At 56.0% G+C, this 12251-nt stretch carries 11 protein-coding genes and 1 tRNA gene; 2 read left to right on the top strand and 10 right to left on the bottom strand.

What is annotated here, in order from left to right; translation table 11 throughout:
- Window positions 1–31 precede the first annotated feature (31 nt).
- Window positions 32–628 (top strand): malonic semialdehyde reductase, encoded by a 597-nt coding sequence (locus GALF_RS10275; RefSeq protein ID WP_013293996.1) that lies wholly within the window; start codon window positions 32–34, stop codon window positions 626–628.
- 169 nt (window positions 629–797) lie between these two features.
- Here GALF_RS10275 and GALF_RS10270 read toward each other — a convergent pair.
- From GALF_RS10270 to GALF_RS10245, 6 genes are all read right to left on the bottom strand, one after another.
- Window positions 798–873: transfer RNA gene (locus GALF_RS10270), tRNA-Thr, on the bottom strand.
- A 34-nt stretch (window positions 874–907) separates the two neighbouring features.
- Entirely contained in the window at window positions 908–1972 is a 1065-nt protein-coding gene (thiO, locus tag GALF_RS10265) for a glycine oxidase ThiO (RefSeq protein WP_013293995.1), read from the bottom strand.
- A 7-nt stretch (window positions 1973–1979) separates the two neighbouring features.
- The gene (ispH, locus tag GALF_RS10260; RefSeq protein WP_013293994.1) at window positions 1980–2918 is read right to left on the bottom strand and encodes a 4-hydroxy-3-methylbut-2-enyl diphosphate reductase; all 939 of its coding nucleotides are present in this window, start codon (window positions 2916–2918) and stop codon (window positions 1980–1982) included.
- Entirely contained in the window at window positions 2899–3375 is a 477-nt protein-coding gene (lspA, locus tag GALF_RS10255; RefSeq protein WP_013293993.1) for a signal peptidase II, read from the bottom strand. Before lspA ends, ispH begins: the two co-directional genes overlap by 20 nt.
- Window positions 3368–6175, bottom strand: coding sequence for an isoleucine--tRNA ligase (gene ileS, locus GALF_RS10250; RefSeq protein ID WP_041938059.1), 2808 nt, complete (start codon window positions 6173–6175; stop codon window positions 3368–3370). The genes lspA and ileS overlap by 8 nt, the downstream gene beginning before the upstream one ends.
- The gene (locus GALF_RS10245; RefSeq protein WP_041938455.1) at window positions 6168–7094 is read right to left on the bottom strand and encodes a bifunctional riboflavin kinase/FAD synthetase; all 927 of its coding nucleotides are present in this window, start codon (window positions 7092–7094) and stop codon (window positions 6168–6170) included. Before GALF_RS10245 ends, ileS begins: the two co-directional genes overlap by 8 nt.
- Before the next feature lie 167 nt (window positions 7095–7261).
- On the opposite strand from GALF_RS10245, the gene GALF_RS10240 reads away from it, so the two are divergent.
- Window positions 7262–7783 carry a cyclic nucleotide-binding domain-containing protein gene (locus GALF_RS10240; protein ID WP_190274072.1) on the top strand — a complete coding sequence of 174 codons (522 nt, stop codon included), beginning with the start codon at window positions 7262–7264 and terminating at the stop codon, window positions 7781–7783.
- 6 nt (window positions 7784–7789) lie between these two features.
- On the opposite strand, the gene GALF_RS10235 is transcribed toward GALF_RS10240, so the two are convergent.
- The 4 genes from GALF_RS10235 to GALF_RS10220 form a co-directional block, all read right to left on the bottom strand.
- The gene (locus GALF_RS10235; protein WP_013293989.1) at window positions 7790–8521 is read right to left on the bottom strand and encodes a DNA/RNA non-specific endonuclease; all 732 of its coding nucleotides are present in this window, start codon (window positions 8519–8521) and stop codon (window positions 7790–7792) included.
- Between the two features lie 3 nt (window positions 8522–8524).
- Window positions 8525–9844 (bottom strand): enoyl ACP reductase FabMG family protein, encoded by a 1320-nt coding sequence (locus tag GALF_RS10230; protein ID WP_013293988.1) that lies wholly within the window; start codon window positions 9842–9844, stop codon window positions 8525–8527.
- Between the two features lie 33 nt (window positions 9845–9877).
- The gene (gene tldD, locus GALF_RS10225; protein WP_013293987.1) at window positions 9878–11332 is read right to left on the bottom strand and encodes a metalloprotease TldD; all 1455 of its coding nucleotides are present in this window, start codon (window positions 11330–11332) and stop codon (window positions 9878–9880) included.
- A gap of 79 nt (window positions 11333–11411) precedes the next feature.
- Window positions 11412–12248 carry a carbon-nitrogen hydrolase family protein gene (locus GALF_RS10220; protein WP_013293986.1) on the bottom strand — a complete coding sequence of 279 codons (837 nt, stop codon included), beginning with the start codon at window positions 12246–12248 and terminating at the stop codon, window positions 11412–11414.
- Window positions 12249–12251 lie beyond the last annotated feature (3 nt).

Below are 12251 nucleotides of genomic sequence, written 5' to 3'. Positions count from 1 at the left end.
TTATTTTTTCAATTTTTGAAAGGAAATTATCATGAGTCAGACGTCATTGGATCAAGCATCCCTGAACCAACTCTTTTTTGATGCGCACACGCATAATGCCTGGCAGAGTAAAGTTGTTCCGGAAGCATTATTGCATCGACTTTACGATATGTTACGCATGGGGCCGACATCGGCTAACTGTTGCCCTGCTCGCATCGTGTTTGTAACAACCCAAAAGGCCAAGGAGAAACTCAACTCTGCGTTGGCGGAGGGGAATCGTGCTAAGAGCATGGCAGCGCCTGTTACCGCTATCATCGGTTATGACCTGCATTTTTACGAAAAACTTGGCAAACTCTTCCCCAATGCACCCGACGCACGCAGCTGGTTCGATAAGGATGAGCAAACGGCTTTGAATACGGCCTTTCGTAATGGCTCGCTTCAAGGCGGGTATTTTATTGTTGCGGCACGCGCCTTAGGTCTTGACTGTGGCCCCATGTCGGGCTTTGATACTGCGCTGGTCGATCAGTTGTTCTTTGAGGGGACATCGATTAAAACGAATTTCATTTGCAATATTGGTTATGGTGACGAGAAGGGGGTTTATCCGCGCAATCCAAGATTGGATTTTGAAGAGGTTTGTCGCATCGTGTAGCGGGGCGTGTGAATAACCTGTGTAACTAGAAATTTGAGCCTGAAAATTGCTGCGGGCTATCATGACTTTGGCGCACTGAGTTGCGGTAACTGTCGGTAAATCGAGGGGAATATAGCAGTGCTGATTCAGTTCGTTTGCGTGGATGCTATTGATTCGTTTGTGCTTTTTATGGTGCCGAAGATAGGAATCGAACCTACGACCTATTCGTTACGAGTGAATTGCTCTACCAACTGAGCTACTTCGGCATGAAACGCGCCAATTATAGTGGAGAAGCCACGATTATAGCCAGCGATATTCCTCGCAAGATAAGGGTTGCGGGCGCGCTTCAATCTCGTTGACGAGTAGTTCGGCACAGGCCAGCGACATCGTGACGCCATAGCGGAAATGCCCGCAGTTGGCATACAGGTTGGATAAAACAGGATGACGTCCGATGGTCGGGATATTGTCCGGGGACCCCGGGCGCAGGCCGGCCCAGTGTTTGACCAGCGGTTGCTCGCGCCAGTGCGGGAACAGCGCGTAGATACGGCTGAGCAGGCTGCTTTTCGCTTCATCGGTGGTGGATTTGTCGAAGCCTGCATCCTCGAGCGTGCTGCCGACCAGCACATGGCCGTCACGTCGCGGGATGAAATACAGGCTGCCCTGCAGCAGGATATTTTGGAACGGCGGGGCGTCGAACTTGAACAGTAAAATCTGCCCGCGTATCGGACGTACGTCAAGTGTCATGGCATGTTCGCCCAGCAAGGTTCGACTCCAGGCTCCGGCCGCCAGGATCACGGCATCTGCACTCAGGTTGCCGCGGCTGGTTTGCAGGCGGGTGATACGATTATTTTCGATATTGAATTTGTGGACTTCATGGTTTTCAAGGATCGTGCCGCCCAGCAGCTCGACATGGCGACGTAACGCCTGCAACAGGCGAGGATTGCGCACCTGGCCGACGCGGGGTAGCAGCAAGCCTTCCCCTGACAATCCCGGCAGATGCGCGCTCAAGGCGACGCGCTGCATTTCAACCTGATGTGCGCTGCACCATGTGGCGGCGCGTTGATCCTCGAACGGGGGGAGCACCAGCATGCCGCTCGGCTCATATTCAGGATCGATGCCGGTCGCGGCATGCAGTTCGTCCATCGCATCGGGAAACAGACCCATGCTGCGTTCTGTCAGGCGCGTGACCGCCTCCGGGTAATCCCACGAGCAAAGCGGCGACATGATGCCCCCCCCGGCCCATGAGGCTTCCTGACCTGACGTGCCGCGCTCCACCAGCGTGACACGATAGCCCGCTTGCAGCAGTGCTTGTGCGCTGGTTAAGCCGACTGCGCCGGCACCGATAATCAGGAAATGTTCAGGCATGCGGCAGCTAGCGGGCTTCTGTGATTTTGATCAGCGTCTTGGGCAGCGGGAACACCACGTTCTCGACGATACCCTGTAACTCGCTGACCTGCTGTGCGCCAAATTGTTTGAGTTGTTCAATGACGCCTTGGACCAGCACTTCAGGAGCGGATGCGCCGGCCGATACGCCGATATGCAGTTTTCCGGCGAACCATTCCGCCTGCAGGGCACTGGCATCATCCACCAGATAAGCCGGTACGCCGACATTAGCGGCGACTTCGCGCAGCCGGTTCGAGTTTGAACTGTTGGGGGAACCAACCACCACTACCACATCGCATTGCTTGACCAGTAGTTTGACCGCATCCTGACGGTTTTGCGTCGCATAGCAAATGTCGTCCTTTTTAGGGCCGGTGATGAAAGGAAAACGGTTTTTTAACGCCGCGATGATGTTGCTGGCGTCATCCACCGACAGCGTGGTTTGCGTGACATACGCTAAATTCTGCTCATCACGAACCGTGAGCGTTTCGACCTGTTCGGGCGATTCGACTAGATACATGCCCCCTTCAGTTTGCCCCATCGTGCCCTCGACTTCGGGGTGTCCCTTGTGGCCGATCATAATGATTTCTTTGTCCTGATCGCGCAGGCGGGAGACTTCGAGATGCACCTTAGTGACCAGCGGGCAGGTCGCATCGAACACAGTCAGGTTGCGTTCTCCGGCTTCACGGCGCACCGCTTGCGATACGCCGTGGGCGCTGAAGATCAGGATGCTGCCGGAGGGGACGTCGTTCAGATCCTCGATAAACACGGCGCCTTTGTTGCGCAACCCTTCGACGACAAATTTGTTGTGCACGACTTCATGGCGCACATAAATGGGCGCACCATGCAATTCAAGCGCGCGTTCGACGATTTCGATGGCGCGATCCACGCCGGCGCAGAAGCCGCGCGGGTTAGCTAACAGCAGATCCATGTTTCTTCTCCATAAAACTCTCCCAGATCATCAGTGCCGCACCAGAGGTGATCGCGGAGTCGGCCAGATTGAAGGCGGGGAAATAATGCTCGTTCCAGTGGAACAGCAGAAAGTCGATGACATAGCCATAGGCGATGCGGTCGATCAGGTTGCCTAAGGCGCCGCCCAGTATCAGACTCAGCGCCAGTGCAAACAGGGTCTCTTTTGCATGTTTGTACAGCAGCAGGGTGATCGATACGGACGCAATCACGGCGATGCCGGAGAACAGCCAGCGCTGCATGCCGCCGGCTTCGCTCAGGAAACTGAACGCGGCGCCTGCGTTGTGCAATCGGGCCAGATCAAACACGCCATTTACCGTGATGCTCTCCAGATAGGTGAAGTGACTGATTACGAACAGCTTGGCGATCTGGTCGAGCACGATCACCAGTGCGCTCAAGCCCAGCCAGCGACTAAGCATAACGCCTCGATTCGCCCTCGCCATACAGATTGCTCACGCAACGGCCGCACAGGGTCGGATGCTCGGCGTCAGTCCCCACATCCTCGCGGTAATGCCAGCAGCGTTCACACTTGTCGTGCAGACTGGCCGATACATCGATACGCTGTTCATCCTCGGCGCGATGCAGCGTGGCGCGCGAAGTGATGAAGACCAGACGCAGATCGTCGCCTAAACGCGCCAGCACGTCGAAATCATCGCCCGATGCGAATACGTCGACTTCGGCGGCCAGAGCCGAACCGATCAGCCCTGCGGAGCGCGCTGCTTCCAGTTGCTTGTTGACGCGCGCGCGCCAGGCGTCGACGGTCAGCCATGAGCTGATTTCTTCGCCCGACAATTTTGCGTCCGGCAGCTCGTGCCATACGCCCTCGAACACGCTCTGGTCGTTGCGGCCGTTCAATACTTCAAAGGCCTCTTCGCCGGTGAAACTTAAAATTGGCGCGATCAGACGTGTCAGCGCATGGGTGATGTGGTACAGGGCGTTTTGTGCCGAGCGCCGTGCGCGGGCGTTTTCCCCCGAGGTGTACAGGCGGTCTTTCAGGATGTCCAGATAGAAACTGCCCAGCGTTTCGGAGCAGAATCCCAGCAGCTTTTGCACGCCGAGATGGAATTCATAGCGTTCATAATCGGCACGCACTTCGTCTTGCAGTTTTTGCGTCATGTGCAGCGCGTAGCGGTCGATTTCCAGCCAGTCACTCACGGGGAGTGCATCGCGCGTCGCGTCAAAATCGGAAATGTTGGCCAGCAGGAATTTCAAGGTGTTGCGGATGCGGCGATAGCTCTCCACCACGCGTTTTAAAATTTCATCTGAGATGGTCAACTCGCCTGAGTAATCGGTTGAGGCGGTCCAAAGGCGCAGAATGTCGGCGCCTAGCGTGTCGAAAATTTTCTGCGGCGCAATCACGTTGCCTTTGGATTTTGACATCTTGTGGCCGTTACCGTCGACGACGAAGCCGTGCGTGAGCAGGGCATTGAACGGCGCGCGGCCATTGATGGCACAGCCGGTTAAAAGCGAAGACTGGAACCAGCCGCGATGCTGGTCAGAGCCTTCCAGATACAGGTCGGCCAGATAGCGATCGGAGGAGGAACTCAGCTCGGGGCGGAGGGCGAGGACGGCCGCGTGGGTCGAGCCTGAATCGAACCACACATCCAGCGTGTGGGTGAGCTTCTTGTAGTGCTCGGCGTCCGTGCCGAGCAGGTCGACCGAATTGAGGCTGAACCAGGCTTCGATGCCATTTTCTTCGACCCGTTTTGCGACTTGTTCCAGCAATTCCTGTGTGCGCGGATGCAGTTCGCCTGTTTCCTTGTGGACGAAGAACGGCATCGGAACGCCCCAGTTGCGCTGGCGTGAGACGCACCAGTCGGGTCGATTCTTGATCATCGCCTCCAGACGCGCGCGGCCCCAGGCCGGGAAGAAGGTCGTCTCATCGACGGCTTTGTTGGCAAGGTTGCGCAAGGTGGCATCGCTGCCGTGCGCCTGTTGTGTCATGCCGATGAACCACTGTGGCGTGGAACGGAAGATGATCGGGGTCTTGTGGCGCCAGCAATGCGGATAGCTGTGCTGCACTTTTTTCAAGCAAAGCAGATGGCCTGAAGCTTCCAGCGCCTGCAACACGATGTCGTTCGCTTTCCAGACGAATACGCCGGCCAGTTCAACGTCACCGACGGCAGGCACAGTGGCCAGAAACTTACCGTCGTCGCCTACCGGATTGTCGGTTGGCAGGCCGTATTTTTGGCCGACGAAATAATCGTCCAGACCGTGGGCGGGTGCGGTATGCACCAGACCCGTACCGGAATCCGCCGTGACATGGTCGCCGCAGATGAGCGGAACGATGCGATCCTGGAACGGGTGCTGCAAGGGCAGCATATCAAGCGCCGCGCCACGGCAGGTGCCGACGGTCTCGCCGCTTAACTGATAGCGCTCCAGACAGCTTTGCGCCAACTCGCTGGCGAGCAGCAGATAGCCTTTTTCGGTTTTGACCAGACTGTATTCGAACTCGGGATGCACGCTCACCGCCTGATTGGCCGGCAGCGTCCACGGCGTTGTCGTCCAGATGACCGCATAGACTTTTGCCGAACCCGGCAGCGACACGCCGAAGGCGCGTGCCAGTGATGCCGGATCCTTGACTTCAAACGCGACGTCGATCGCACTGGAGGTTTTGTCTTCGTATTCGACTTCGGCTTCCGCCAGCGCGGATTGACAATCCAGACACCAGTTCACCGGCTTATAGCCCTGATACAAATACCCGTTGTCGTGTATCTGGCCGATGGCGCGGATGATGTCGGCTTCGACCTTGAAATCCATCGTCAGATACGGACGATTCCAGTCGCCCAGTACCCCTAAACGGATGAAGTCCTTTTTCTGGCGTTCGACCTGTTCTGCGGCATAGCTGCGGCACAGTTCACGGAACTGGGCAGGTGGGATCGCCTTGCCGTGCTTTTTTTCTACCATCAACTCAATCGGCAGGCCATGGCAATCCCAGCCCGGCACATAGGGCGCATCAAAGCCTGAGAGCGTTTTGCTCTTGATGATGATGTCTTTTAGGATTTTGTTGACCGCATGACCGATGTGTATGTCACCGTTCGCATAAGGCGGGCCATCGTGCAGAATGAACTTGGGCAACCCCTGTTTTGCGGCGCGTATCTTCTGATAACGCTGTTGTTCCTGCCAGCGTGACAGCATTTGCGGCTCGCGTTTGGCCATGTCGCCGCGCATCGGGAATGAAGTATCCGGAAGATTCAGTGTTTTTTTGTAATCAGTCATGTTGTTCAAACCATTTCTTTGCATTTTCGACGTCCAGCGCGATTTGTCGCGTGAGCGCTCCCACATCGGGAAATTTTTGTTCATCGCGGCGCTTTTGCAGAAATTCTACGCGCAACCGCTTGCCATAAATATCTTGTTTAAATTCAAAAAGATGTACTTCAAGTATTGGTCGTGCCTGATGTTTCAGGGTAGGACGCACGCCTAAACTGGCCACGCCTTGCAATATTCCTAGTCCTTCGGCATGCGCTTCGACGACGAAGATGCCCGACAGCGGAGGCCGGTTGTGCTTTATCTGGATGTTCGCGGTCGGGTAGCCCAGTTTACGTCCCACGCCATCGCCGTGTACGACCCGTCCCGATATGCTGTAGGTGCGGCCCAGATAATCGTGGCAGCGTCGCATTTGTCCCGCTGCCAGTGCCGCACGAACTGCGGTGCTGGAGATACGCACGCCGTCGTGTGTGACGCTTTGGACTGCCTGCACCTCAAACCCCTGCTGCTCACCGATTTTCTCCATCAGCGCGAAATCGCCGATGCGTCCGCTGCCGAAGCGAAAATCGTCGCCGATCAGTACGAATTTGGCGTTAAGCTTCTGATGTAGAGCGCGGATGAAATCTGCAGCTGACATTTGTGCGAGGCGGGCATCGAAGCGGCATACCTGCACACGGTCGATGCCGAACTGCTCGAATAGCGCCAGCTTTTCTCGCAGGCTACTCAATCGGGCTGGTGCCGTATCGGGTGTGAAAAATTCGCGCGGGTGGGGTTCAAAAATAACCACCGCTGTCGGTAAGCCGCGTGCGGCGGCGGCTGCCTTTAACTGGTTCAGCAAGGCCTGATGACCCCGATGTACCCCGTCGAAATTTCCGATGGTGAGGGCGACAGGCCGGGTGTCGGGTGAATAGAGTCCGCGTAGTATCTGCATAGAGGCCGGATTATACCGTGAGATGAGCGGCGGGCGCGCTTTCATCTCTATGTGTTGGTTCGGGTGAGTATAAATTCGCCGTGCAGTTAATCGATCCGGGCAGTAGAATGCAGAAACTGCATCGCGTTGTTTATTCTGTTGGGCGCCCCTTTTTTATGAACGTACCTATGACTTTTAGCACGCAAAAAAATTTATCAACCATCTTAGAACCCTTTGGTGCGAACGAAATTTCGATGGACGAAATTCGCAATACACTCGATGCAACTCAGATGTTTAAAGACTTTGAGTGGGCGCAGATTCAAGCGTTGTCGCAGTATATTCAGCTCTATCGGGCCGTGCCCGGCACGGTGTTATTCAGCGAAGGCGACAGGGGCGATTTTATGTGTATCGTGCTGCAAGGGCGTTTGGATATTCACAAGCAGGACATGCAACACGATGACAAGCGGGTCGCCTCTGTCTACGCGGGGCGAAGTCTGGGTGAAATGGCGCTGGTCGACGGAGAAGTGAGGTCTGCCACGGCGGTGGTTAAAGAGCCGTCCGTGTTAGCCGTGCTGACGCACGATGGCTTTGTGGAAATTATCCGCGACAAGCCGGCGCTGGCCGTTAAACTGCTGCTCAAAATCTCGCAGCTGATCAGTCAGCGACTGCGCCTGACCAGCGGAATACTGGTCGATTATCTGGAAAAATAAGCTGAGTCAGGATTTAAGGGGCAGAAACTCGATGCCGGTGCGTTTTACCAATTCCTGATAGCTGATCGGTTTGCCTACTTTTGCCTCATCCGTGTTGTCCAGCCAGTTCACCCAGCTTTTATGGGTTGACGGGTCATACACCAGTTTGAATAAATGCTGCGGTACCCACACGCGGTTTGCGCCTATCGCGGGCGGCGTGCCGTCAAATACGGGGCCGGTGATCACGTAAATATCGCCCGATGCGCGCATGGCGTATTTTCGGGTGGCCTTTTCGATGCTGGACCACGCTTTGCGGTTATTGATCGAATACTGCGGCACCATGTTGGCCAGCGAAAAACTCTGTGCCATCGAACTATCCGTTGCCATATCGCCTGCCGGCGCCATGTGACCGCGATCGAACCCTGAGCCGTGATAGTCATTAAGTTCTGCGCGTTCGGCACGCGGCAATCTGGCGTCGGCAAAAAACTTGTTGGTTCTTTGGTTGCCGCGTGCCGCCTGCAGCACAGTGCTGTTGAGTCGTTCTGCAACATAGAGCGGCGTGCGGCTTTTTCCCGAGTGCATGACTGCAAATGCGTCAAAGCAGAGCGCACGCATTTGCAGTCCCTCTTGATGCCGGATCACGGGCGGGGTGCCGTTGGCAAACACCTGGCGGCAGAGTTTGAAATCATCCGGTGCCGCAAATGCGGTCCCGAATGAAAACAGGAGCAGGACAATGCCCCGTTGCAATATTTTAATCATCAATTAACTGTTGTGCATTGCATTGAGCTGTTTGGCAATGATGTCGTGGTTGAGCCACAGCACGGGTCCTGCCGGTTTGGAGGTTTCGTAAAACATCAAGGGTCCTGTGCCTTCCAGTACCAGCGCGCTCAATATGCCGACCACGAGCTCTTTTCGGTCTGTATGCATCTGGATGATGTCGTCTGACGTGCCTATCATCAGTTCGGCCAGCGCTTCCGAGTTATCCATCGGCCAGGCTGAAAAATTCCTGAACGTTTTCATCACGGGGTTGACGTTGTAGTCTTCAATTTTTTGCAGCAACGCTTCGAGTGTGATGCCGTCCTGCAATAACGGACGGCAGGCTTGCCACTGTGCTTCGGCCCATGCGCCGCCATTTTCCTGTTTCAGCGCTTTGAGCAGCGGGAACAGCGAGAGTTCGACCCCTGCGAAGATATCGGACGAATTCGTGCGGATTTCCGGGCAGTTGTAAACGGTGGCGACAACGCCTTTTTTCCAGGCGTTAACCGCGACCTGTTCCAGGCGCATTTTGGCCAGTCCCTGCGTGTAATTGCTATAGGTCTGCCACTGGTATTGATTTTCGATCAGGATCTCGGTGCCGTGATAGCCGTAGGCGGTGTAGCGTACCTGGCCGCCGGCCTTTTCAAGTCTGGTGCGGATAGCCGTGCTGCCTTCGATCAGGTACTGAAAGGTGTTGGCGGTCACTTCATCGAAATTCATCAGTATCAGTTTGCCAAGGTCGCTGTCCAGCAGCGCGCGGGAGGACATAAAGCGCTCGCCGCGCCCCTTGTAGATGCGGTTGGCAATGGCCAGAAAAACTTTGACCTTAGGAATGCCGCCTGCCATGGTATGTGCGAAGAAGGCGTTCGCGCCATCAGGGATCAGGCTGTCGAGTTCGTTCATGACGCGTGCAACGGAGTCCTTGAAGCGTTTGATGCCCACTTCGCGGCATTTCTCGATATGCGCCCAGTCCAGTTTGTCTTCCTGCCAGCTCTTGAGTGTCATGCCCGAGAGTAGATCGGTCGGGGTGGGTTCGCCTGCCGGCGCATCCAGATCGAATCCCGCCATCAGCGGCACGTTGATGATGCGCCCGCCCAGATTGGCTTCCGCCTCGGCAAGTTCATCTGCTGTCAGTGCGCGCAGCGCATTGTTTTCATCGCGACGGCCTACGGTGATGCCAACCACGGTCATGCCGGATTTTTTTGCTTCGTTGATCAGACCGTTAGCGTAGCCGCGGCCAAATAATTCGCCGAACAGCACGAAGACATCGCCCGCGCGAAAAATGTTGCCGGTGGGCAGATCTCTTAAGGAAATGGGTGAATTCATAAAATGGACTCCGATATTCAAAAATATAGTGGATTAAACCGTGCCGCCTACCGTCAGGCCGTCGATTCGGACGGTAGGTTGTCCGACGCCGACGGGTACGCTCTGGCCTTCCTTACCGCAGGTGCCAACGCCGGGGTCGAGCGCCATGTCGTTGCCGATCATCGAGATGCGCGTGAGCACATCCGGGCCGTTACCGATCAGCGTTGCACCTTTGACCGGATAGGTGATTTTACCGTCTTCGATCATGTAGGCTTCGGCGGTGGAGAATACAAATTTTCCGCTGGTGATGTCGACCTGACCGCCTGCGAAATTGACCGCGTACAGGCCGTGTTTTACCGAGGCGATGATTTCCGCCGGGTCTTTGTCGCCGCCCAGCATATAGGTGTTGGTCATGCGCGGCATCGGGATGTGTGCGTAGGACTCACGACGCGCATTACCGGTGACCGGCACACCCATCAGACGGGCGTTGAGCGTATCCTGCAAATAGCCCTTCAGGATGCCGTTTTCGATCAGCGTGGTGCACTGGGTCGCGTTGCCCTCATCGTCCATCTGCATCGAACCGCGCCGGTCGCTGAGGGTGCCGTCGTCCACCACCGTGACGCCTTCGGAGGCGACTCGCTCGCCGATGCGCCCTGAAAAAGCTGAACTGCCCTTGCGGTTGAAATCGCCTTCCAGTCCGTGGCCGATCGCCTCGTGCAGCAGGATGCCAGGCCATCCGTTGCCCAGTACCACCGTCATGTTGCCGGCAGGTGCGGGTGCCGCATCGAGATTGATTGATGCCTGATGCACGGCCAGCGCGGCATATTTTCTCAGCACTTCGTCAGTGAAATACGCGTAACTGAAGCGTCCGCCGCCGCCTGCCGAACCTTGTTCGCGGCGACCATTGCTCTCGATGATAACGGTGATCGACAGGCGTACCAGCGGGCGGATGTCTGCATTCATCAGTCCATCGCTGCGGGCGACCATCACAACCTCGTATTCACCGGACAGTCCTGCCATTACCTGCACCACGCGCGGATCGAGTGCGCGCGCATAGCCTTCGATGCGTTCGAGCAGCGCGACCTTATCCGCATCCTTGAGGCTGGCAATTGGATCGTTGGGCAGATAGATATCGCGACGTGACCCTTTATGGATCATCGGTACGGTTTGCGTGCCACCGCTGGAGGCAATGGCGCGCGTGGCATTAGCCGCACTTTGCAGCGCATTTAGACTGATATCGTCTGAATAGGCGAAGGCGGTTTTTTCGCCGCTGACGGCACGCACCCCCACTCCCTGATCGATGCTGAAACTGCCGGATTTGACGATGCCCTCTTCGAGCGACCAGCTCTCAGCCCGGCTGTACTGAAAATACAAGTCGGCATAGTCGAGGCGATGTGCGAGCATGCTGTTGAAGACCTGCTCAATCTGTAGTGTTTCAATCAGATAGGGCGCGAGCAGAATTTTCTGCGCGGTGGCAAACAGGGCGTCAGGTGAGGCGGATAGGGTCATGTTTTTAAAATAGTGAGTGGTAAGTGGTGAGTAGTTGTGGGTTTTACTTGCCAACGACTACTTGCTGCTCACCCTGCGGTTAGCAGCTGATTTTTCGGTGTGTTAACGCAGGCAGGCCGGTACGCAGGCTTGCCTGATAGGATGGGTTGACCTCGGCAATTACGACCCCTGATCCGCGGGGCAAACGGTCAAGGATGCGTCCCCACGGGCCGATGATCATGCTGTTGCCGTGTGTCTCCCGTCCATTGACGTGATAGCCGCCCTGCGCTGATGCGATCACATAGGCCAAATTTTCGATGGCGCGTGCGCGCACCAGTATTTCCCAGTGCATTTTTCCTGTTGTTTCTGTAAAGGCGGCCGGCAGTACGATGAGGTCGACATCTTTCATGGCACGAAACAGTTCGGGGAAACGCAGGTCGTAGCAAATGGCAAGTCCGATACGCCCGAAAGGGCTGTCAATGACGACCACCTGATTACCCGCCTCAATCGTTTGCGCTTCGTCGTAACTTTCGTTCCCCATCGACAAATTGAACAGGTGAATCTTGTCGTAGCGTGCGACTTGTTGACCCTCTTCGTTGAATACTAGGCAGCTATTGAGCACCTTGTCGGGCACGCTGGCCGCTAACGGGATTGACCCGCCTACCAGCCATATTTTGTACTGGCGGGCGGTATCGCTTAAAAACTGCTGAATTGGCCCTGAGCCAGCCATTTCGCGCACAGCCGCTTTGTCCTTTTCATTCATGCCCATGATGGCAAAGAATTCGGGTAGCACCACAAGCCTAGCGCCTTGTTCGGCGGCGCGGGCAATCAGGCGTTTTGCCTCGCTCAGATTTCCTGCCACATTCGGGCCTGAGGCCATCTGAATGGCGGCTACCTTGAAGGGGGTGGCGGATGCATGGTTTGATTCGGCTGACATGGC

The sequence above is a fragment of the Gallionella capsiferriformans ES-2 genome, from assembly GCF_000145255.1.
Classification (GTDB): domain Bacteria; phylum Pseudomonadota; class Gammaproteobacteria; order Burkholderiales; family Gallionellaceae; genus Gallionella; species Gallionella capsiferriformans.
Note: the sequence above shows the minus strand (reverse complement) of the source record. Positions and strands in the feature narration are given on the sequence as shown.